Source organism: Pantoea sp. B566 (genome assembly GCF_024793925.1).
Lineage (GTDB): Bacteria > Pseudomonadota > Gammaproteobacteria > Enterobacterales > Enterobacteriaceae > Pantoea > Pantoea ananatis.
In genome coordinates, this window is the sequence record NZ_JANUQL010000003.1 from 4,291,769 (window position 1) to 4,312,606 (window position 20,838).

At 55.4% G+C, this 20,838-nt stretch carries 22 protein-coding genes; 10 read left to right on the forward strand and 12 right to left on the reverse strand.

The genetic code is table 11. From position 1 onward, the window contains the following. The first annotated feature begins 73 nt into the window (after window positions 1-73). The 5 genes from potG to rlmC all read left to right on the forward strand — a co-directional run bounded on the left by potG (window position 74) and on the right by rlmC (window position 4,754). The gene (gene potG, locus NYE92_RS21685) at window positions 74-1,207 is read left to right on the forward strand and encodes a putrescine ABC transporter ATP-binding subunit PotG (RefSeq protein ID WP_014606214.1); all 1,134 of its coding nucleotides are present in this window, start codon (window positions 74-76) and stop codon (window positions 1,205-1,207) included. A gap of 9 nt (window positions 1,208-1,216) precedes the next feature. Further along, window positions 1,217-2,179, forward strand: coding sequence for a putrescine ABC transporter permease PotH (potH, locus tag NYE92_RS21690; RefSeq protein ID WP_013025204.1), 963 nt, complete (start codon window positions 1,217-1,219; stop codon window positions 2,177-2,179). Further along, window positions 2,176-3,021 carry a putrescine ABC transporter permease PotI gene (gene potI, locus NYE92_RS21695; RefSeq protein ID WP_013025205.1) on the forward strand — a complete coding sequence of 282 codons (846 nt, stop codon included), beginning with the start codon at window positions 2,176-2,178 and terminating at the stop codon, window positions 3,019-3,021. Before potH ends, potI begins: the two co-directional genes overlap by 4 nt. Before the next feature lie 74 nt (window positions 3,022-3,095). After that, on the forward strand, window positions 3,096-3,563 hold the full coding sequence (locus tag NYE92_RS21700) for a YbjO family protein (RefSeq protein WP_014593297.1): 468 nt from the start codon (window positions 3,096-3,098) through the stop codon (window positions 3,561-3,563). Between the two features lie 48 nt (window positions 3,564-3,611). Further along, complete coding sequence (gene rlmC, locus NYE92_RS21705) at window positions 3,612-4,754, forward strand: 23S rRNA (uracil(747)-C(5))-methyltransferase RlmC (protein ID WP_022623648.1); 1,143 nt, start codon at window positions 3,612-3,614, stop codon at window positions 4,752-4,754. Window positions 4,755-4,816: 62 nt separating this feature from the next. On the opposite strand, the gene artJ (NYE92_RS21710) is transcribed toward rlmC, so the two are convergent. The 6 genes from artJ (NYE92_RS21710) to NYE92_RS21735 form a co-directional block, all read right to left on the reverse strand. After that, window positions 4,817-5,548, reverse strand: a complete 732-nt coding sequence (artJ, locus tag NYE92_RS21710; protein WP_015700668.1) for an arginine ABC transporter substrate-binding protein — start codon at window positions 5,546-5,548, stop codon at window positions 4,817-4,819. Between the two features lie 122 nt (window positions 5,549-5,670). After that, window positions 5,671-6,339: an arginine ABC transporter permease ArtM gene (gene artM / locus NYE92_RS21715; RefSeq protein WP_013025209.1), complete on the reverse strand. Its 669-nt coding sequence runs from the start codon at window positions 6,337-6,339 to the stop codon at window positions 5,671-5,673. Further along, window positions 6,339-7,055: an arginine ABC transporter permease ArtQ gene (artQ, locus tag NYE92_RS21720; protein ID WP_015700667.1), complete on the reverse strand. Its 717-nt coding sequence runs from the start codon at window positions 7,053-7,055 to the stop codon at window positions 6,339-6,341. Before artQ ends, artM begins: the two co-directional genes overlap by 1 nt. Window positions 7,056-7,061: 6 nt before the next feature. Continuing rightward, window positions 7,062-7,793: an arginine ABC transporter substrate-binding protein gene (gene artJ, locus NYE92_RS21725; RefSeq protein ID WP_014606210.1), complete on the reverse strand. Its 732-nt coding sequence runs from the start codon at window positions 7,791-7,793 to the stop codon at window positions 7,062-7,064. Between the two features lie 15 nt (window positions 7,794-7,808). After that, window positions 7,809-8,537, reverse strand: coding sequence for an arginine ABC transporter ATP-binding protein ArtP (gene artP / locus NYE92_RS21730; RefSeq protein WP_014606209.1), 729 nt, complete (start codon window positions 8,535-8,537; stop codon window positions 7,809-7,811). Window positions 8,538-8,759: 222 nt separating this feature from the next. After that, complete coding sequence (locus tag NYE92_RS21735; protein WP_014593303.1) at window positions 8,760-9,299, reverse strand: lipoprotein; 540 nt, start codon at window positions 9,297-9,299, stop codon at window positions 8,760-8,762. 105 nt (window positions 9,300-9,404) lie between these two features. Between NYE92_RS21735 and NYE92_RS21740 the strand changes: the two genes are divergently transcribed. Then, window positions 9,405-9,725 carry a heavy metal-binding domain-containing protein gene (locus tag NYE92_RS21740; RefSeq protein WP_013025214.1) on the forward strand — a complete coding sequence of 107 codons (321 nt, stop codon included), beginning with the start codon at window positions 9,405-9,407 and terminating at the stop codon, window positions 9,723-9,725. Then, a complete protein-coding gene (locus NYE92_RS21745; protein ID WP_015700665.1) occupies window positions 9,722-10,546 on the forward strand; it encodes an N-acetylmuramoyl-L-alanine amidase in 825 nt (274 codons plus the stop codon). Before NYE92_RS21740 ends, NYE92_RS21745 begins: the two co-directional genes overlap by 4 nt. Window positions 10,547-10,569: 23 nt before the next feature. On the opposite strand, the gene ltaE is transcribed toward NYE92_RS21745, so the two are convergent. The 3 genes from ltaE to NYE92_RS21760 form a co-directional block, all read right to left on the reverse strand. Continuing rightward, entirely contained in the window at window positions 10,570-11,631 is a 1,062-nt protein-coding gene (gene ltaE, locus NYE92_RS21750) for a low-specificity L-threonine aldolase (protein ID WP_231858589.1), read from the reverse strand. A 63-nt stretch (window positions 11,632-11,694) separates the two neighbouring features. Further along, entirely contained in the window at window positions 11,695-13,416 is a 1,722-nt protein-coding gene (poxB, locus tag NYE92_RS21755; RefSeq protein ID WP_259019427.1) for a ubiquinone-dependent pyruvate dehydrogenase, read from the reverse strand. 123 nt (window positions 13,417-13,539) lie between these two features. Next, the gene (locus NYE92_RS21760) at window positions 13,540-14,439 is read right to left on the reverse strand and encodes a lysine exporter LysO family protein (protein ID WP_024470921.1); all 900 of its coding nucleotides are present in this window, start codon (window positions 14,437-14,439) and stop codon (window positions 13,540-13,542) included. Between the two features lie 136 nt (window positions 14,440-14,575). Here NYE92_RS21760 and NYE92_RS21765 point away from each other — a divergent pair, with 136 nt between their 5' ends. After that, window positions 14,576-16,225: an ATP-dependent endonuclease gene (locus NYE92_RS21765; RefSeq protein ID WP_015700662.1), complete on the forward strand. Its 1,650-nt coding sequence runs from the start codon at window positions 14,576-14,578 to the stop codon at window positions 16,223-16,225. A 71-nt stretch (window positions 16,226-16,296) separates the two neighbouring features. Here the strand turns inward: NYE92_RS21765 and cspD are convergent, their stop codons facing one another. Next, window positions 16,297-16,521 carry a cold shock-like protein CspD gene (cspD, locus tag NYE92_RS21770; protein WP_006118603.1) on the reverse strand — a complete coding sequence of 75 codons (225 nt, stop codon included), beginning with the start codon at window positions 16,519-16,521 and terminating at the stop codon, window positions 16,297-16,299. Window positions 16,522-16,837: 316 nt separating this feature from the next. Between cspD and clpS the strand changes: the two genes are divergently transcribed. Beyond that, window positions 16,838-17,158: an ATP-dependent Clp protease adapter ClpS gene (gene clpS / locus NYE92_RS21775; protein WP_013025221.1), complete on the forward strand. Its 321-nt coding sequence runs from the start codon at window positions 16,838-16,840 to the stop codon at window positions 17,156-17,158. Window positions 17,159-17,211: 53 nt separating this feature from the next. After that, window positions 17,212-19,488, forward strand: coding sequence for an ATP-dependent Clp protease ATP-binding subunit ClpA (gene clpA, locus NYE92_RS21780; protein ID WP_013025222.1), 2,277 nt, complete (start codon window positions 17,212-17,214; stop codon window positions 19,486-19,488). A gap of 92 nt (window positions 19,489-19,580) precedes the next feature. Here the strand turns inward: clpA and infA are convergent, their stop codons facing one another. Next, window positions 19,581-19,799 carry a translation initiation factor IF-1 gene (gene infA, locus NYE92_RS21785; protein ID WP_002211347.1) on the reverse strand — a complete coding sequence of 73 codons (219 nt, stop codon included), beginning with the start codon at window positions 19,797-19,799 and terminating at the stop codon, window positions 19,581-19,583. A gap of 344 nt (window positions 19,800-20,143) precedes the next feature. Next, window positions 20,144-20,836, reverse strand: a complete 693-nt coding sequence (gene aat / locus NYE92_RS21790) for a leucyl/phenylalanyl-tRNA--protein transferase (protein ID WP_013025223.1) — start codon at window positions 20,834-20,836, stop codon at window positions 20,144-20,146. Window positions 20,837-20,838 lie beyond the last annotated feature (2 nt).

Consider the following 20,838-nt stretch of genomic DNA (forward strand, 5'->3'; position numbering starts at 1 on the left):
CAGGCCTCTGTTGTGCCATTTTTAGCGGCACTGTTTGCCGCGTTGTTCCGCCTGGCTCCGGAGAACTACATTCGTGAACGATGCCATCCCTCGCCCGCAAAATAAAACCGCAAAAGCGTTAACGCCGCTGCTGGAAATTCGCAACCTGACCAAATCGTTTGACGGCCAGCATGCCGTGGATGATGTCAGCCTGACCATTTACAAAGGGGAGATTTTCGCTCTGCTCGGCGCGTCCGGCTGTGGCAAATCTACCCTGTTACGCATGCTGGCGGGTTTTGAACAGCCCACCAGCGGACAGATTGTGCTGGATGGGCACGATCTCTCCCATGTCGCGCCCTATCAGCGGCCGATCAATATGATGTTTCAGAGCTATGCGCTGTTCCCCCATATGACGGTGGAGCAGAACATCGCCTTTGGCCTAAAGCAAGATAAACTGGCAAAGGGCGAAATCGCCAGCCGCGTGGAAGAAATGCTGTCACTGGTGCACATGCAGGAATTTGCCAAACGTAAGCCGCACCAGCTTTCAGGGGGACAACGGCAGCGCGTGGCGCTGGCGCGTAGCCTGGCAAAGCGGCCTAAACTGCTGCTGCTGGATGAACCCATGGGGGCGCTGGACAAAAAGTTACGCGACCGTATGCAACTGGAAGTGGTCGATATTCTGGAGCGGGTCGGGGCGACCTGCGTGATGGTGACGCACGATCAGGAAGAGGCCATGACGATGGCGGGGCGAATTGCCATCATGAACCGGGGCAAATTCGTGCAAATTGGTGAGCCGGAAGAGATTTACGAGCATCCTACCAGCCGCTACAGCGCCGAGTTTATCGGTTCAGTTAACGTGTTCGACGGTCTGCTGCGTGAACGTCAGGAAGACGGCCTGGTGATTGACAGTCCGGGCCTCAAGCATCCTCTGAAAGTGGATTCCGATGTGTCGGTCGTCGATAACGTGCCGGTTCACGTTGCCCTGCGCCCGGAAAAGGTGATGCTGTGTGAAGAGATCCCTGCCGATGGCTGTAACGTCGCGGACGGTGAGGTGGTACACATCGCGTATCTGGGCGATCTCTCCATTTACCATGTTCGCCTGCACAGCGGTCAGATGCTCAGTGCCCAGCTGCAAAATGAACATCGCTACCGCAAAGGTATGCCGACCTGGGGCGACCAGGTGCGCCTGTGCTGGGACAGTGACAGCTGCGTGGTTTTGACAGTTTAAGGAGGCGCGATGAGCCAGATTTTTCAACGCACGAAAGCCCCGGCTAAGCTGCTCGGTACACCCTTGCAGCGCTGGGCAACGCGCATAAAAATGCAGCACGGGCGCAAGCTCGTCATTGCATTGCCTTACCTGTGGCTGATTCTGTTTTTTCTGTTGCCGTTCCTGATTGTTTTAAAAATCAGCTTTGCGGATATTGCCCGTGCCATTCCGCCTTACACCGAGTTGGTCACCTGGGCTGACGATCAACTGAGTCTGGTGTTGAATCTGGGCAACTATGTCACGCTCAGTGAGGATCCGCTGTATATCGACGCCTATTTGCAGTCGTTAAAAGTGGCCGCGATCTCCACTGTCATCTGTCTGCTGATTGGTTATCCGCTGGCCTGGGCCGTCGCGCACAGTAAGCCCTCGATGCGGTCTGTCCTGCTGCTGCTGGTCATATTGCCGTCGTGGACGTCGTTCCTGGTGCGGGTTTACGCCTGGATGGGGCTGCTGAACAATAACGGTATTCTTAATCGTTTTCTGATGTGGACAGGCGTGATCGATCATCCACTGGTGATCCTCTACACCAATACGGCGGTCTATATCGGGATTGTGTACTGCTATCTGCCGTTTATGGTCTTGCCCATCTATACCGCGCTGACTCGTATCGATTACTCGCTGGTGGAAGCCTCGCTGGACCTGGGCGCGCGCCCGCTGAAAACCTTCTTCAGCGTGATCGTGCCTCTGACCAAAGGCGGCATCATTGCCGGTTCCATGCTGGTGTTTATCCCGGCGGTCGGCGAGTACGTGATTCCCGAACTGCTGGGCGGACCGGACAGCATCATGATTGGTCGTATTCTCTGGCAGGAGTTCTTTAACAACCGCGACTGGCCGGTGGCCTCCGCGCTGGCGGTGATCATTTTGCTGATTTTGATTCTGCCGATTATCTGGTTCCATAAACATCAAAACCGAGAAATGGGAGAGAAGGGATGAATAATCTGCCAACGATCCGCTCTCCCTGGCGCACGGCGATTTTGGCCTGCTGCTTTATGTTTCTGTACGCGCCCATGCTGCTGCTGGTGGTTTACTCCTTTAACAGTTCCCAGCTGGTTACGGTCTGGGAAGGGTTTTCATTTCACTGGTATCAGGTGCTGTTTCAGGACGATGCCATGATCGATGCGGTGCTGCTGAGCCTCACCATTGCCGCGCTTTCCGCCACCATGGCGGTGGTGCTGGGTACCATGGCGGCGGTGATCATCGTGCGGTTTGGGCGTTTTCGCGGCCATAACGGCTTTGCCTTTATGCTCACTGCACCGCTGGTCATGCCCGATGTGATTACCGGCCTGTCGCTGCTGTTGCTGTTTGTCGGGCTCGGCAATGCGCTGGGCTGGCCGACAGAACGCGGTACGCTCACCATCTGGCTGGCGCACGTGACCTTCTGTACCGCTTACGTGGCGGTGGTGATCAATTCGCGCCTGCGCGAGTTGGACCGGTCAATTGAGGAAGCCGCAATGGATCTTGGCGCGACGCCGTTGAAGGTCTTCTTTGTGATCACGGTGCCGATGATTGCGCCGGCCATCGTGACCGGCTGGCTGCTGGCCTTTACCCTGTCACTGGATGACCTGGTGATTGCCAGCTTTGTGACCGGCCCGGGTGCCACCACCTTACCGATGGCGATTTTTGCCACGGTACGACGTGGCGTTAATCCGGAGATCAACGCGCTGGCTTCCCTGATCCTGTTCGTTGTGGGCATCGTGGGCTTTATTGCCTGGCGCGTCATGGCACATGAAGAAAAACAGCGTTTAAGCGATATTCAGAAAGCGAAACGTGGCTGAAATCCCCGACTTTTGCCATTCTATAGAAGGGCTGGTTAATCCAGCCTTTTTATCGTCATGGTGGAGTGAAAGACATGTCGGAAATGCTTAAACACGGCGCTGTTTTACCGGCTGCCCCGGTCCCCGTCACGGTGGCGGGCGTGGCGATTATCGCGACGCGCTGCCTGAGCGTGTTGATGCTGGCGAATGAACTGGGTTATACCGAGCTGGCCAACTTTGTCCATCGCAGTGCGCAGTCATGGGATTCCACGCTGATCTTCATCGCCAGCCAGGTCATTTTCTTATTTGAATTGCGCTGTGCCTTTACGCTGATGCGCGGAAGCAACCGGGGACGCTGGGGATTCGTGGCGGCGCAAATTGTGGTGCTGTTATATATGTTGATGGCCTCCACAGGCGGGATCTATCCGGAAATCTACAGTATTGCAGGTGAAAATAATCTGCAGATTATTCACCGCACGCTGCTGCAAAAACTGCCCGATCTGATGGTGTTATTACTGCTTTTTCTGCCCGCCAGCAGCCGCGCATTTTTCCGCAAGCGGTGATACAATCGCGCTCCGCCAACCTTCCCGACAGTTAATACAGGCTTTACCATGCACTGCGCGCTCTATGACGCTCACCGTTGCCGCTCTTGCCAGTGGCTTGAAAAACCCTATCCCCAGCAGCTTGATGATAAAGGGGCCCGGCTGAACCAACTGCTGGCCGCGTTTCCGGTTAAACAGTGGCTGCCGCCGGTAACCTCAGCGCAGCAAGGGTTCCGCAATAAAGCAAAGATGGTGGTAAGCGGCAGCGTTGAGCGTCCGGTTTTCGGCATGGTGCAGCGCAACGGCGAGGCGACAGATCTTTGCGCATGTCCGCTCTATCCCGACAGCTTTTCCCCGGTACTGGCGACCTTAAAACCCTTTATCGCGCGTGCCGGTTTAACGCCGTATAACATTGAACGTCAGCGCGGTGAACTGAAGTATTTGCTGCTCACCGAAAGTACCCAGGGCGGCATGATGCTGCGTTTTGTCCTGCGGTCGCACACCAAACTGACACAGCTGCGTAACGCCCTGCCGTGGCTACAGCAGCAACTCCCACAGCTAAAGGTCATTTCAGCCAACATACAGCCGGTGCATATGGCTATTCTGGAAGGGGACGAGGAGGTCGCATTGACATCCACTCAGGCGCTGGCGGACGAGTTTAACGGCGTGCCGTTGTGGATTCGGCCACAAAGCTTTTTCCAGACCAATCCTCAGGTCGCCAGTGCGCTGTATGCGACGGCGCGCGACTGGGTACGTCAACTGCCGGTGACCAGCATGTGGGATCTGTTTTGCGGCGTGGGCGGATTTGGCCTGCATTGTGCCTCACCCACGTTAGCGCTTACCGGTATTGAGATCAGTCCCGAAGCCATCCAGTGCGCGCAGCGCTCTGCGCAGATGCTGGGTCTGAACAACGTCAGTTTTGCCGCACTGGATTCCACCGCGTTTGCCACTGAGCGGGATAGTGTGCCACAGCTGGTGCTGGTGAATCCGCCGCGTCGCGGGATTGGGGAAGCGCTGTGTGATTATCTGAGCGCCATGGCGCCTGACTATGTGCTCTATTCAAGCTGCAATCCGCAGACCATGGCACAGGATATTGCCCGGCTGAAGGATTACGAGGTTACCCAGGTACAGCTGTTCGATATGTTTCCGCACACGGCGCATTTTGAAGTGCTGACGCTACTGACGCGTCAACGGTCAGGCGGGCCAGCCTGATCCTCTGCTGAACGGAGAAGAGTGCAGAACCGATCAGCAGATACGCCGCTGGCCCATGAGCGTTATTCAGGGAACCATTTCTGATTGATTTTCTGCCAACTGCCGTTGGCTTTCAGGGCCGCCAGCGCCTGATTAAATTTATCCCGCAGTGGGGCGTTACCTTTGCGCACCGCAATCCCCAGGCCGGTACCAAAGTACGCCGGGTCCGTAACGTGTTCACCGACGCTGGCCAGATCGTTGTTGGTTTTTAACCACTGATTGACAACTGCGCTGTCGCCAAATACGCCGTCAAGACGTCCGTTTTTCATGTCCAGAATCGCATTCTGATAGCTGTCATACGCGACGACGTTGATTTCCGGATGCTTGTCCTGCAGATATTTCTGGTGCGTTGTACCGTTCTCAACGCCGATGCGTTTGCCCTTCAGCGCATCAATAGCGGTAAATTTCCCTTTAGGCGCAATCACAATGGCGGAGTTCGCGTAATAGGGCTGAGTGAAGTCAACCTGCTTACTGCGTTCAGCGGTGATATCCATACCGGCAATCACGGCGTCATAGCGGCGGAACTTAAGTGAGGGGATCAGGCTGTCAAAGGCCGTGTTGGTAAACGAGCATTCCGCTTTCATCTGTTCGCACAGCGCTTTCGCCAGATCGATGTCGAAACCGACAATCTGATTATCGCTGTTCAGCGATTCGAAAGGTGGGTAGGTGGCAGAGGTCGCGAAGCGAATTTTCTCAGCAGCCTGAGCGCTTACGGCCAGGCTTACCAGTGCAGCGGCAATCATCCATTTTTTCATTACAGGCTCCCGTTAGCCATCAATAACACAGCAAGTGAATGCGCCACACGATGCCAGTAAATGAATTTTTATGCAATAAATATGATTATAAAATTAATCAGGCAGGCTGCCCTGCCTGCGGGTTAATTTCGCCGTTCGAACGCCAGGGCGCGTTTCTCGATCAGGCGCATCATAATGGTGAGCAGCCCGTTGACACAGAGGTAAATCAGCCCGGCAGCCGCGTAGACCGTGACGTCATAGGTCCGGCCATACAGCAGTTGACCATGGCCCATGACCTCCATCAGCGTAATGGTAAACGCCAAGGATGTGCCCTTAAACACCAGCACCACTTCGTTGGAGTAAGAAGACAGGGCGCGCTTAAACGCATAAGGCAGCAAAATACGCAGGGTTTGCCGGGGCGTCATGCCCAGGGCTTCACAGGACTGCCACTGACCAGCGGGAATGGCACGAACGGCGCCGTAAAACAGCTGAGTCGTGTAGGCCGCGCTGTTAAGCGACAGGGCCAGCATGGCGCAGAGCCAGGGCTGTGATAACAGATGCCATAACCAGGGCAGCGTTTGCAGGCTGGGAAACTGGCCCGGCCCGTAGTAGATCAGGAAGATCTGCACCAGCAGCGGCGTGCCGGTAAACAGGGTAATAAAGCCTTTTACCAGCGGAGAAAACAGCGGGGTTTTCAAGGCCAGTACAATGGTAAAGAGCAGCGACAGCAGCAGCGCGGTTACGAGCGAGGCCGCGGTCAGGCTCAGGCTGGTGTTAAGCCCTTTAAGCAGTTCGGGTAGATAGCTCAGCATCAGCTGTTCCCCCGCTCAAAACGCGTGGTGCGCAGTTCAATTCGGCGCAGTACGGCCTGACTGAAAAGCGTGATCGCCAGATAAATGGCCGCCGCCACTAAAAACCAGGTGAAAGGCTCCTGGGTGCGGGTCGCGATACTTTTCGTCTGCAACATAAGATCGTTAACGCTAATCAGCGACACCAGCGCCGTATCCTTTAGCAAAACCAGCCACTGGTTTCCCAGGCCTGGCAAGGCATGGCGCCACATTTGCGGCATAATCAGACGGAAAAAAATCGCTGACTTTTTCATGCCGAGCGCCTGGCCGGATTCCCACTGTCCAATCGGGACGGCTTTCAGCGCGCCGCGCAGGGTTTGCGAAGCATAGGCCGCATAAAGCATGGCCAGAGCAATAACACCACAGAGGAACGGGCTAACGTCAAAGTTTTCAATGTGCATCTGAACCGGCAGCGTAAACAGGCCGAAGTTCAGCGTAAAGCCGTCGGATAAGGTCAGCAGCAGCTGTGATGCGCCGAAGTAGATAAACAGCACGACCAGGATTTCCGGCAGGCCGCGAATCAGCGTGACGAGCGTGGTTCCGATCCACGCCAGCGGTTTCAGTCGCAGTGACTCCCAGCCGGCAAAGATCATCGCCAGCACCAGGCCAGCGATGAGGGCACAAACAGCAAGGCCGACGGTCATGCCGGCGGCGCTTGCAAGCGGGATTATTTCATTCATCAGAAATTACTGCTGGAACCATTTGCTGTAGATGGTTTTGTAGGTGCCATCGGCTTTGATTTTGTCCAGTGCCGTGTTGAATTTGCTTTGCAGCTCGGTATTTCCCTGACGCACAGCAATGCCCAGACCGGTACCGAAATACGCTTTATCCGTTACTTTCTCACCCACCGGGGCCAGGTTAGCGTTCTGCTTCAGCCACTCGTTGACTACGGCGCTGTCACCAAAGACGGCATCGATGCGGCCATTTTTCAGATCCAGTACCGCATTCTGGTAGCTGTCGTAAGGCACCACGGTAATATCCGCGTGCTTGTCCGTCAGGTATTTTTGATGCGTGGTGCCATTCTGCACGCCGACGCGCTTGCCTTTCAGCGCCTCTACGCTCGCCACTTTGCCTTTCTGCGCAACGAAGATCGCCGAGTTGTCATAGTAAGGTTTGCTGAACAGGACCTGCTTTTCACGTTCAGGGGTGATGTCCATGCCTGCCATCACCGCATCAAAGCGGCGGAATTTCAGGCTGGGGATCAGGCTGTCAAAGGCCTGGTTGGTGAATGTACAGGTCGCATCCATCTCTTTACACAGCGCATTAGCCAGATCGACATCAAAGCCCTGAATTTTGTTATTCGCATCAACAAATTCAAAAGGAGGATAGGAAGCCTCAGTAGCAATACGAATGGTTTCGGCAGCGGAAGCGCTCAGACTTAATCCGGCAAGCAGTGCAGCAAGTACGACTTTTTTCATTTTTAGCATCCTGACTTAGTGCGAAAGATAATGTGCAAACGCCTCGGTTTGCGGCTGTGTAAAGCGGCTGGCATCGCCCTGTTCCACAATATGACCGTTTTCCATGTACACCACACGGCTGGCCGTTTTACGCGCCACTTCCACCTCATGGGTCACGATCACCTGGGTAATCTGGGTCTGGGCCAGTTCGCGAATGATACTGACAATCTGTGCGGTGATTTCGGGGTCGAGCGCAGCGGTCGGTTCATCAAATAACAGGATCTGCGGCTCCATCATCAGCGCGCGGGCAATCGCAACACGTTGCTGCTGTCCGCCAGAGAGGTGCAGGGGAAAGCGGTCGCTGTAGCTGGTGAGACGCAGACGATCGAGCAGCTTGTCGGCTCGGGCCCGGGCATCGGCTTTGCTTAAGCCCAGTACACGGCAGGGCGCTTCCATCAGGTTTTGCAGTACCGTCAGATGGGGCCAGAGATTGTACTGCTGAAAAACCATGCCTACGTTTTGGCGCAGCTCGCGTATTGCTGCCGTCGAAGGCGTTTTGCTGAAGTCGAAATCGTGACCTGCAATGTGCAACTGACCAGAGCGCGGGTGCTCAAGCAGATTCAGCACACGCAACAGCGAGCTTTTCCCTGCACCGCTTGGGCCAAGCAGCACCAGGGTTTCGCCTTGCGGACATTCCAGGTTAATGTCAAACAGCGCCTGATGAGCACCGTAGAAACAGTTAATCGCGTTTAGTTGAATACTCATGCGCCAATTTTGAATAGCTATTAGTTTTGCGGATTTTAACGTCACCAAAATAGTTATGCAATTAAGGTGGCTTAAAATTTACGAATAAGCGGTAAACACCCAAAAGATTAGCACAAGATGTTGTGAGGCGAACGGCGGGCATTTCTGGAAAGGCAGGCGGAATGCCGTCTGAACGCGTCCGGCGGTTAAGCCCGCGCGTTCAGACGTGGAGGTAAAGGTTATTTATTTTTTCGCCTTTTCAAGCATCTGGCTCAGAGAACCGCCTGCCGGGTGAGGCACGTCTGCGACGTAGCGGACATCGTCCACCACCCAGCAACTGCCCTGATGGATCATCAACACTTCATCCTGCCACTGCTTATCGTCACGGCTCATGTTTACCCGCAGCGGGATATTGCGGGCATCCCGGTTTGGAATGGTCGACGCATCAGCAACATCAGCCTGAGTTGGCCCCTGTGCCAGGCTTGAGAACAGATCGCCGCTGTGCCATTGCGTTGCGTTCTGGCTTTGGCTTGCTTCCTGAAGGGCGTGATAGAGGCCTTCGCTCAGGTAAGGACGATAGTTTGCCAGCGTGGTGGTATCAGGCAGACCGGCGGTGGGATGTGCGATCCGCATATCGTAGAACTTTTGTGCCACGGTGTCGGGGCCGCCTTCAACGCAAGGGGCGAGTCGTGGGCCGTTATCCTTAATTACCGGCTCTACTGTCGTACAGGCACTCAGCAGTAGCGCGGCCGGGAGCAAAAGCGCAAAACCTTTGTTTCTCATCTCGATTTCCTTGTTGTTCTCTGGCAAGGTGCCTTTTTAACATAGAGTATAGTTCTGCTTTTAGGTGAAAGAGCCTTTGGCCGGTTTACGTAACAGGAGAAAACGATGAAATTTTCGACGACGCCAACCCTGGAAGGACACAGTATTACGGATTACTGTGGCGTGGTCACCGGGGAAGCCATTCTCGGTGCCAACATCTTCCGCGATTTTTTCGCCGGCATTCGCGATATTGTCGGTGGCCGCTCGGGCGCGTATGAAAAGGAACTGCGCAAAGCGCGCGAGATTGCCTTTAAAGAGCTGGAAGAGCAGGCCAGCGCGCTGGGTGCCAATGCGGTCGTCGGCATTGATATCGATTACGAAACCGTGGGTAAAGACAGCAGCATGCTGATGGTGAGCGTGACCGGCACGGCGGTTGTGATTCGTTGAAACGTATTCTGCTGCTGTTGGCGCTCTGGGTGCTGGTGGGCTGCCAGTCGGGCATAGAATCACGACCGGGCTATTGGGTCGATCTGCGTCATCCCGCTCAGGGCGCGCGACCGCGCGTAAAAGTGGTGGTGATTCACTATACCGCAGAAGACTTTTCCTCTTCCCTGGCCACGTTGACCGATCGTGACGTCAGCGTCCATTATCTTATTCCTCGCCAGCCGCCGCAGCGCAAGGGGCAGGGCATTATCTGGCAACTGGTACCGGAGCAGGATCTGGCCTGGCATGCCGGGCCGAGCTTCTGGCGCGGCGCAACCCGTATCAACGATACGTCAGTCGGCATTGAGCTGGTGAACAACGGCTATCGCCGTACCCTGACCGGCCTGGAATGGCAGCCTTTTCCTCCCGAACAAATCCGTGTGCTCGGCGCGCTCATCAAGGATATCGCCCGCCGGTATGGTATCGCGCCGGAAAATATCGTGGGCCACAGCGATATCGCCCCTCAGCGTAAACAGGATCCTGGCCCGCGATTCCCTTGGCGGCAGCTGGCTGAGCAGGGCATTGGCGCCTGGCCCGATCCGCAGCGCGTCGCTTTTTACTTAGCCGGGCAGCATCGAGATGCCGCCGTACCGGTTGCCACAGTGCTTGATCGCCTGCAGCGCTACGGCTATGAGGTCACGGAAGGGATGAGCGCGAACCAGCAACGGAATTTGATTGCGGCGTTTCAGATGCATTTCCGTCCAGCGAATTATCAGGGTTTAGCGGATGCTGAAACCCTGGCGATTGCAGAGGCGTTGCTGGAAAAATACGGGGAAGCGCAATAACCGGTGGTTACCGCGCTCAACATCTAGCGACTCGCGTAAGGTGACGCGGCAAGGGAAGACGGCGTGACGGGAGCTCCGGGACGATGCTGTGCCAAAAACGCCCGCCAGTGCGACAGCACCTTTTCCAGCGCCGGGCGCTCAGCATCCAGATGGGTGACGATTCGGGTCACGGGACCCACGCTCATCAGCACATCATGGGATCTCATCCACTGACTCAGCGCGTCAATCTGGTCTGCCGGGACGCGCACGAACAGCATATTCGTCTGCTGCTCCGTGACCTCAATGCCGATCTTCTGCAGCGCCTCTCCTAGCCAGGCCGCATTCTCGTGATCGGTCTGTAACCGTGCGACGTTGTGTTGCAACGCATACAGCCCCGCCGCTGCCAGCACCCCCGCCTGACGCATACCGCCGCCAGTCATCTTGCGCCAGCGACGCGCGCGTTCAATATAATCTGTATCGCCGCAGAGCAGTGAACCCACGGGCGCGCCCAGTCCTTTTGACAAGCAGATAGTTAAGGTATCGCAATAACGGGCAAGGTTTTCCAACGTGGTTTGCTGCGCCACGACGGCATTAAAAATACGTGCGCCGTCAATGTGCAGCGCCAGCTTATGCTTGCGGGTAAAATGCCACGCCTGCTCCAGATAGCCCGCGGGCAGGACTTTGCCATGATGGGTATTCTCCAGGCTCAGGAGCCGGGTCGGGGCGAAATGAATATCGTCAGGTTTGATGAAGTCGGCCACCACATCCAGCGGCAGGCTGCCGTCGGCCGCCGCCAGAATCGGCTGGGGTTGGATGCTCCCCAGTACCGCCGCGCCGCCTGCTTCGTACTTATAGTTATGCGCCTGCTGGCCCACAATGTACTCTTCACCACGCTGACAGTGGCTCAGCAACGCCACCAGATTGGCCTGGGTGCCAGTGGGCAGAAACAGCGCAGCGGCTTTACCACTCAGCCTCGCCGCTTCGGCTTCCAGTGCGTTAACGGTAGGATCGTCCCGATAAACATCATCCCCGGTTTCAGCAGCCATCATCGCCTCTAACATGGCGGCACTGGGACGGGTCACGGTATCACTGCGTAGATCAATCACATTGTGCTCCTGGGCAGCAAAATGCCAGGCGGGCGGAGAACCCGCCTGTAACATCCGTCTGTTTTACCGCAGCCAGTTGGTTTTTGCCAGTTCAAGCACTTCATCACCGCGGCCATTAATAACGGCGCGTAGCATATAGAGGCTAAAGCCTTTGGCCTGTTCCAGCTTAATTTCCGGCGGCATCGCCAGTTCTTCTTTTGCGGTAATCACATCGACCAGGACCGGGCCATCATGGGCAAAGGCCTGTTCCAGCGCGCCATTCAGTTCAGAGGCTTTCTCAACGCGAATGCCTTTAACACCACAGGCCTGAGCAATGGCGGCAAAATCAGGATTGTGCAGATCGGTGCCGTCGGTGAGATAACCGCCGGCCTTCATCTCCATGGCAACAAAGCCCAGCGAGCTGTTGTTGAAAATCACCAGTTTTACCGGCAGCTTCAACTGGGCGACGGTCAGGAAATCGCCCATCAGCATACTGAATCCGCCGTCACCGCATAGCGCCACGACCTGACGGTCACGGTTGAGTGATTGCGCGCCCATGGCCTGCGGCATCGCGTTCGCCATTGAACCGTGGTTAAAGGAGCCAAGCAGGCGGCGTTTACCGTTCATTTTCAGGTAGCGAGCCGCCCAGACGGTTGGCGTGCCCACGTCGCAGGTAAAGATCGCGTCGTCGTCGGCAAGTTGACTGATTTGCTGGGCCACATATTGCGGATGAATCGGCTGGTTATCATTGGCGGTTGCCAGCGAATCCAGATCTTTACGCGCCTCGGCATAATGCTTCAGTGCGCTGTCCAGGTGACGCTGCTCGGTTTTGACCTGCAGCTTTGGCAGCAGCGCGCGCAGCGTGGTTTTGACATCGCCGATATAAGCCTGATCTACATGGCAGTGCGAGCCCAGGCTGCCCGGATTAATGTCGAGTTGGATAATTTTCGCTTTTTCCGGGTAGAAGGCGCGATAGGGGAACTGGGTGCCAAGCAGGACCAGGGTGTCGGCATTCATCATGGCATGATAGCCCGAGGAAAAACCGATCAGTCCGGTCATGCCCACATCGTACGGGTTATCGTATTCAATGTGCTCTTTGCCGCGCAGGGCATGGACCACCGGCGCTTTCAGCGTCGCCGCCAGCTCCACGACTTCCCGTTGCGCGCCTGCGCAGCCGCTGCCGCACATCAGCGTAATATTTTTCGCGTCGTTCAGGGTTTGCGCCAGGGTAGTCAGCTCATCGGCGGACGGCAGCACCAGCGGCAACTGCGGTGGATACCAGTCAGCGCGGGCGGATTCCGGTGCGGCCTGCAGCGCGACATCGCCCGGCAGGACAACCACCGATACGCCACGATTCAGGATGGCTTTACGCATCGCAATGCCCAGCACCTGCGGCAACTGCTCGGGGTTCGATACCAGCTCACAGTAGTGGCTGCATTCGCGGAACAGCTCCTGAGGATGGGTTTCCTGAAAGTAACCACTGCCGATTTCGCTGGAAGGAATATGGGCCGCAATCGCCAGGACCGGCACGCGGTTGCGATGGCAGTCAAAAAGGCCGTTAATCAAGTGCAGGTTACCGGGTCCGCATGAACCCGCACATACTGCCAGTTCCCCACTGACATGCGCTTCTGCACCAGCAGAAAAGGCGGCCACTTCCTCATGGCGGGTGGGCATCCACTCAATGGTGCCCATTCGGTTCAGGCTGTCGCTCAGGCCGTTTAATGAGTCACCCGTGACGCCCCAAATACGTTTTACACCGGCGTTTTCCAGCGTTTTGGCCACCAGCGCCGCTACGGTTTGTTTCATCTTCTTCTCCTTGGTCATCCGTCGCCATCCACCGGATAGCAGAATCAAACAGCTCACAAGAAGCGTAGACGACGCTGATTCAACTCAACCGTAAAAAATTGCATCAAAAGTTGAATTCAGCACTCAGGCAGAGAACAGCGCGATCAAGACCGGCGCAAGCAGGCTCATGACAAAACCGTGCACAATCGCAGCCGGAACGATTTCTGAACCGCCCGCCCGTTGCAATACCGGTAAGGTAAAATCCATCGAGGTGGCGCCGCATAAGCCCAGCGCTGTGCTGCGGTGGCGGGCAATCAGCGCGGGCACCAGCATGATGGCGATAAGCTCTCGCAACAGATCGTTAAAGAATGCCGCGCTGCCGATCACCGGGCCAAAGGCTTCCGTCATCAGAATCCCCGAAAGCGAGTACCAGCCGAAGCCGCTGGCTAAGGCCAGACCGGTTTTCAGCGGCAGCCCCAGTATCAGCGCCGCGATCATTCCGCCCAGCAGCGCGCTCAACAGCACCGCGCCCGCCACCATCATGCCACGGCGGTTTAACACAATCTGCCGCAGCGTCATCCCACTGCCGCGCAGCTGAATCCCCACCAGCAGAAGCAAAAAGAGTAATGCATATTCACTGGCGGCTGACGCATGATGCAGCCAGGGCCACTGGGTCAGGCCCAGCACAAAGCCGGCGATCACGACGCCGCATAACGTCAGCGATTCCAGCGCCATATGCAAACGTGAGGGCAGCTTTTGTTGTTTGTGACTGTGCTGCCAGGGCAGGCGATGCTCAAGCCAGCGTAGCGCCAGCAGGTTACACAGTAGAATGCAAGCCGTTGCCACGGCGGCGGTATAAAACACCGTCACCAGATTGCTGCTGAGATTATCGAGAAAGGCCAGGCTGATGCCCATAAAAAACAGGATGACGTAGACCATCCAACCCAGCAGCCGGTTTACAGCCTTCAGGAACGCAACGTGCCGAAGCGGTAACAGCCAGCCTGCCAGCAGAGGCAGAAGAATAATTAAGAGTCCGGAATACATAATGAAAGGTTCGTCCATGTCGAAAGTCACGACACGCTAGCGAAAAAGCGTAGGGGAGTAAACCTTTGTCATAAAGTCACTTGACCCCCTGATGAAGCCGCTCCATTCTTCGGAAAGCAAAGAGGATAAAAACGCTATGATTCTGGAACATATCGATATCCGGGGATTTCGCGGCATCAATCAACTCTCTTTACCGCTGACGCGCATCAACCTGTTGATTGGTGAAAACGCCTGGGGGAAATCCAGCCTGCTCGACGCGCTCAGCTTGCTGCTCTCTCCCCGCACGCGCGACTATGCGTTCTCCCTTGATGATTTTCATTTTACGCCGGGTGAGGTTAAGGATCGGGTGCATCGGTTGTCGGTTGTTTTCCACTTTGCGGATGACGAAGCGGACACCAGCGAGCTGCTGCAGCCATTCTGGCAACCCGGCGAGCAGGGAAAGCGCCGCCTGAGCTATAGCGTGCAGGCCAGACGGCGTGACGATCAGATTACCTCGACGCGCCGCTTTATCGACGGGAATGGGCAGGTATTACCGGAAGCGGGAAGCGCGGCGGCGATAGATTACCTGCTGCGCATGAACCCGGTATTACGGCTGCGCGATGCCCGCTTCAGCCGCCGCATCCGACCGGTTGAGAGCGGTATTGATGCCCGCCTCTCTACCTTAAACCAACTGGCGAAAGAGCTGGATACCCTCACGCGAGATCTGGAGCAGCACCCGCAGCAGATGAGTAATGCCATGCTGCGGCAAGGATTGCAGACGATGCAGCAGCTCGTAGAACACTATTTCCTGATCCAGCATCCTGAGCGGGGCAGCGAGCCGCACCGCGTTGAGCCGCAGTCCCGTGAAGGTGCCCGGGGCTGGCATTCGCTGGATCAGCTCAATCATCTGATTGCCGCCACCGACGTTCGCAGCCGTCAGCTTATTTTGTTGCGCATGTTTACCCTGCTGGTGCAGGCACGGGGAAGCGAACCTCTGGCGCCGGGCGCACGGCCGCTGCTGCTGATTGAGGATCCGGAGACCCGCCTGCATCCCATTATGCTGTCCGTGGCGTGGAATCTGCTGACGCTGCTGCCGCTACAGAAGATCGCGACAACCAATTCCGGAGAGCTGCTTTCTCAGGTCGCGATCGAGCATGTTTGCCGGCTGGTTCGCGAGCCCGCGCGCGTGGCCGCATGGCGCGTCGGTCCCGAAGGGCTGAGTGCTGAAGAGAGCCGGCGAATCGGCTTCCATATTAAAGTTAACCGGCCTTCGGCGCTGTTTGCCCGCTGCTGGCTCCTGGTTGAAGGCGAAACCGAAGTCTGGATCATTAACGAGATGGCGCGACAATGCGGCTTTCACTTTGCCGCGGAAGGCATAAAGGTGATTGAGTTCGCCCAGTCAGGATTAAAACCGCTGTTAAAATTTGCCCGGCGTATGGGCATTGCCTGGCATGTGCTGACTGACGGCGATATGGCAGGGAAAAAATATGCGGCCACGGCGCGCAGTCAGCTGCTGCCGCCTGACGTTGAGAAGCATCACTTAACGGCGCTACCGGCGGCGGATATAGAGCACTTCCTTTATCAGCATGGCTTTAGCGATATTTATCAACAAGCAGCGCACCTGCCGTTAAACGTGCCGATGAAACCCAGGCGTATTATTACCAAAGCGATTCATCGTGCATCTAAACCTGAACTGGCCATTATGGTCGCGATGGCGGCAGCCGAACGCGGCACCGAGGCCATACCGGAACGCCTGCGGGACATGTTTGCACGCGTTATCAGACTGGCGCAGGGTAAAGCGGGTTAGCGATTCGCAAGTAAAAATGCCAGCACGGCAGGCTGGCATTTTCAACGGAGCGGTCCAACGTTGGGGTGATCTCAGGCGACAGCCTGTTGCGCTTCAACGGGTACTATCAGACTGGCATGGTTGCCCTTAGGGCCCTGATGAACGTCAAAATGGACCTGCTGGCCCGCCTTTAGCGTTCTGTAACCATCCATCTGTATCGTTGAGTAGTGTGCGAAGATATCTTCTCCGCCCCCGATTGGACAGATAAAGCCGAAACCTTTGGCGTTATTGAACCATTTAACGGTACCTGTCTCCATGCTTTTACTTCCCTCGCAAGACATTTTATAAGTAGGTGAGGTCACTGAAGCCGTGAGTCGGGTTTGATTAAAACTCAATCAGCTTGTGAAGGTAGAATGTAGAGAAACTGGCGTGGTCGTCAAGCAAACCACCGGGCAAGGCGGGGAAAAAATCATCAAAATTTGAGGTAGTTAACGCTATTTGAAATTTTGTGATACAGGTCGCGTGTGGCATTTTTAGCGGAATGATTCATTAGCGACTGTGCACTTGACACACGTGTTAAACTCTACAGATGAACCGGGTTTATGACGATGTACAGAATCACAACGGAACACTATGGCAAACACAAATGACTGGCTAAATTTTGAACAATTAGCTGACGATAAAGTACGCGAAGGGTTAAAGCCGCCTTCCATGTATAAAGTCATTCTGAATAATGACGATTATACACCTATGGAATTTGTTATTGACGTTCTGCAAAAGTTCTTTTCTTATGATATTGAACGTGCAACGCAACTGATGCTGAAAGTTCACTACCACGGTAAAGCAATCTGTGGTGTATTTACCGCAGAGGTCGCTGAGACCAAAGCGGCGCAGGTGAATAATTACGCGCGGGACAATCATCATCCGTTGCTGTGTACGCTTGAAAAAGCCTGAGCCTCTCTCCATACAGGAAGCAGGTCAGAGCGATTAACTGGAGGAGGTGCCTAATGCTCAATCAAGAACTGGAACTCAGTTTAAACATGGCTTTCGCCAGAGCGCGTGAGCACCGTCATGAGTTTATGACCGTCGAGCATCTGTTACTGGCGTTGCTCAGTAACCCGTCGGCCAGAGAGGCACTGGAAGCCTGTACGGTGGACATTGTGGCTCTAAGGCAGGAACTCGAAGCCTTCATTGAACAGACCACGCCTGTGCTGCCAGCCAGCGAAGAAGAGCGTGACACACAACCTACGCTCAGTTTCCAGCGTGTATTGCAGCGTGCGGTTTTCCATGTTCAGTCATCCGGACGCAGTGAAGTTACCGGCGCTAACGTGCTGGTTGCCATCTTTAGCGAGCAAGAGTCGCAGGCGGCTTATCTGCTGCGCAAACACGAAGTCAGCCGCCTTGATGTGGTGAATTTCATCTCTCATGGCACGCGTAAAGACGAACCCGGCCAGGCACCTGGTGCTGAAAATCCGGTTAACGAAGAGCAAGCAGGCGGGGAGGAACGTATGGAAAACTTCACCACCAATCTCAATCAGCTTGCTCGCGTCGGCGGAATTGACCCGCTGATCGGTCGCGACAAAGAGCTGGAACGAACTATTCAGGTCCTGTGTCGTCGCCGTAAAAACAATCCCCTGCTGGTGGGTGAATCCGGCGTCGGGAAAACCGCCATTGCGGAAGGCTTAGCCTGGCGCATTGTGCAGGGTGACGTGCCTGAAGTGATGAAAGACTGCACGATTTACTCTCTCGATATCGGCTCGTTGCTGGCGGGCACCAAATACCGGGGTGACTTTGAGAAACGTTTCAAAGCGCTGTTAAAACAGCTGGAGCAGGATAACAGCAGCATCCTGTTTATTGACGAGATTCATACCATTATCGGTGCGGGTGCGGCATCGGGTGGGCAGGTCGATGCGGCAAACCTGATCAAACCGCTGCTCTCCAGCGGTAAGATCCGCGTGATGGGCTCTACCACCTATCAGGAATTCAGCAACATCTTTGAAAAAGATCGTGCGCTGGCGCGTCGTTTCCAGAAAATCGATATCACCGAGCCGTCGGTGGAAGAAACGGTGCAGATTCTTAACGGCCTGAAAACCAAATACGAAGCGCACCATGACGTTCGCTATACGGCCAAAGCCGTGCGTGCGGCCGTTGAGCTGGCGGTGAAATACATTAACGATCGCCATCTGCCGGATAAAGCCATCGACGTGATCGATGAGGCCGGTGCCCGTGCGCGTCTGATGCCCGCGAGCAAACGTAAGAAAACCGTTAACGTGGCTGATATCGAAACCGTGGTGGCGCGTATTGCCCGTATTCCAGAGCAGAGTGTTTCAGCAACCGATCGCGATACGCTCAAGAACCTGGGCGACCGTCTGAAAATGCTGGTGTTTGGTCAGGATAACGCCATTGAAGCGCTGACCGAAGCCATCAAGATGAGCCGTGCAGGGCTGGGGCAGGATCGCAAGCCGGTGGGATCGTTCCTGTTTGCTGGCCCAACGGGCGTCGGTAAAACCGAAGTTACCGTTCAGCTGGCGAAAGCGCTGGGAATTGAGCTGCTGCGCTTCGACATGTCTGAGTACATGGAGCGCCATACCGTCAGTCGTTTGATCGGTGCGCCTCCGGGCTATGTGGGTTTCGATCAGGGCGGCCTGCTGACCGATGCGGTAATCAAGCATCCTCACGCCGTTGTGCTGCTGGATGAGATTGAGAAAGCGCACCCGGATGTGTTCAACCTGCTGCTGCAGGTGATGGACAACGGTATGCTGACCGATAACAACGGCCGCAAGGCCGACTTCCGTAACGTGGTGCTGGTGATGACCACCAACGCCGGCGTGCGTGAAACCGAGCGTAAATCCATTGGCCTGATCCATCAGGACAACAGTACGGATGCCATGGAAGAGATTAAGAAAATCTTTACTCCTGAATTCCGTAACCGCCTGGACAACATTATCTGGTTCAGCCACCTGTCAACGGACGTTATTCATCAGGTCGTCGACAAGTTTATTGTTGAACTGCAGGCACAGCTGGATGCGAAAGGTGTTTCACTGGAGGTCAGTGACGAAGCGCGTGACTGGCTGGCAGAGAAGGGCTATGACAAAGCGATGGGCGCTCGTCCGATGGCGCGTACCGTTCAGGAAAGCCTGAAGAAACCGCTGGCGAACGAACTGCTGTTTGGTTCGCTGGTTGACGGTGGATCGGTCTCTGTTGCGCTGGATAAAGAGAAGGGGCAACTGACCTATCACTTCCTGAGTGCGCAAAAACGTAAAACGGAAGGCACCGTGCACTAAGCGCGGTATGACAGAAAGAGAAAAGGCCGGATAATATCCGGCCTTTTTTTGTTTGCCCACACACGAGGCGCAGGCAACGGCATCAACGCAACTCAGCGACTACGGAAGACAATGCGGCCTTTGCTCAGGTCGTACGGGGTCAGCTCGACAGTCACTTTGTCGCCCGTCAGGATGCGGATGTAGTTTTTACGCATTTTACCGGAGATATGAGCGGTAACCACGTGTCCGTTCTCAAGTTCTACGCGGAACATGGTGTTAGGTAACGTATCCAGTACGGTACCTTGCATTTCAATATTGTCTTCTTTGGCCATCGAATCCTCTGGGTGTACTACCTTTCAGTTGAACCGGCAAGATAATGCCCAATTCAACAAGTTATGTAAAGAACCGTCGGCAATAAAGCCAACGCATCGCCGTGCTTCGCGTTATAACGCGAGCATGTCGGTTAAATTCGGGTGTTTATGTGACGTCTGCGGGGGATTAGCGGGCTAAGAATCTGAATCAACCGGTAACACGCGCACGATTGAAACAGTTCCGAGAGTGCGATGAGATTCCCAGCCTGGCAATTCCGGCTTGAAAATCAAGCGCGGACGACATACCAAACGCCGCTATTATATCACTTAACCGGGTTTATGTGTGCAAAACATCTGCACGCGGATTAAAAAAGGGTTTGATTCCGCCAACAGCCGCTGTCAACGGGCTGCGAGGACAGGTTTTTTACCGCATCCAGGTAAGCTTCGCGGGGAATATCGACCGCGCCGAGTGAAGCCGTATGGGGATTCAGTATCTGGCAATCCACCAGGCGTCCTTTGTGCTTAATAAAATGCTGACAGAAAACCCAAAGTGCGGTTTTCGAGGCGTTGGTCTGCAGGCTGAACATGGATTCGCCACAAAATATCTGGCCCAGCGCCAGGCCATACATGCCGCCCACCAGGTCTTGCTCGCGCCAGACTTCAATGGAATGGGCATGACCAAGCTCATAAAGCTTCAGCCACGCGCGTTTGACTTCAAAAGTAATCCATGTCCCTTCTTCCCGACCGGCCGCACAGCCTTCGACCACGTCGGAAAAGGCTTCATTCATCGTCACCCGATAAGGTGATTGCTGGTGAAAGCGCTTCATACTGCGGCTGAGGTGAAAACGGTCTGGGAGTAACACCGCGCGAGGGTCGGGTGACCACCACAGAATCGGATCGCCAGGGGAAAACCAGGGGAAAATCCCCTGCTGATAGGCGTTGAGCAGGCGCGCAGGCGAGAGATCACCGCCCATAGCCAGCAGGCCATTGGGCTCACGCAGCGCCGTTTCCGGAGGAGGAAACAGCAACGATTCCCGTGACAGTTGAACCAGTCTCATCG

Coding starts and splice junctions, on each gene's coding strand:
- artM (WP_013025209.1), bottom strand. CDS start 6,339: ATGCTGAGCTATCTACCCGAACTGCTTAAAGGGCTTAACACCAGCCTG.
- NYE92_RS21700 (WP_014593297.1), top strand. CDS start 3,096: ATGTCGGAAATGCTTAAACACGGCGCTGTTTTACCGGCTGCCCCGGTC.
- NYE92_RS21760 (WP_024470921.1), bottom strand. CDS start 14,439: ATGTATTCCGGACTCTTAATTATTCTTCTGCCTCTGCTGGCAGGCTGG.
- cspD (WP_006118603.1), bottom strand. CDS start 16,521: ATGGAGACAGGTACCGTTAAATGGTTCAATAACGCCAAAGGTTTCGGC.
- potH (WP_013025204.1), top strand. CDS start 1,217: ATGAGCCAGATTTTTCAACGCACGAAAGCCCCGGCTAAGCTGCTCGGT.
- artQ (WP_015700667.1), bottom strand. CDS start 7,055: ATGAATGAAATAATCCCGCTTGCAAGCGCCGCCGGCATGACCGTCGGC.
- NYE92_RS21740 (WP_013025214.1), top strand. CDS start 9,405: ATGAAATTTTCGACGACGCCAACCCTGGAAGGACACAGTATTACGGAT.
- clpA (WP_013025222.1), top strand. CDS start 17,212: ATGCTCAATCAAGAACTGGAACTCAGTTTAAACATGGCTTTCGCCAGA.
- artJ (WP_014606210.1), bottom strand. CDS start 7,793: ATGAAAAAAGTCGTACTTGCTGCACTGCTTGCCGGATTAAGTCTGAGC.
- NYE92_RS21735 (WP_014593303.1), bottom strand. CDS start 9,299: ATGAGAAACAAAGGTTTTGCGCTTTTGCTCCCGGCCGCGCTACTGCTG.
- NYE92_RS21765 (WP_015700662.1), top strand. CDS start 14,576: ATGATTCTGGAACATATCGATATCCGGGGATTTCGCGGCATCAATCAA.
- clpS (WP_013025221.1), top strand. CDS start 16,838: ATGGCAAACACAAATGACTGGCTAAATTTTGAACAATTAGCTGACGAT.
- rlmC (WP_022623648.1), top strand. CDS start 3,612: ATGCACTGCGCGCTCTATGACGCTCACCGTTGCCGCTCTTGCCAGTGG.
- poxB (WP_259019427.1), bottom strand. CDS start 13,416: ATGAAACAAACCGTAGCGGCGCTGGTGGCCAAAACGCTGGAAAACGCC.
- potI (WP_013025205.1), top strand. CDS start 2,176: ATGAATAATCTGCCAACGATCCGCTCTCCCTGGCGCACGGCGATTTTG.
- artJ (WP_015700668.1), bottom strand. CDS start 5,548: ATGAAAAAATGGATGATTGCCGCTGCACTGGTAAGCCTGGCCGTAAGC.
- artP (WP_014606209.1), bottom strand. CDS start 8,537: ATGAGTATTCAACTAAACGCGATTAACTGTTTCTACGGTGCTCATCAG.
- infA (WP_002211347.1), bottom strand. CDS start 19,799: ATGGCCAAAGAAGACAATATTGAAATGCAAGGTACCGTACTGGATACG.
- aat (WP_013025223.1), bottom strand. CDS start 20,836: ATGAGACTGGTTCAACTGTCACGGGAATCGTTGCTGTTTCCTCCTCCG.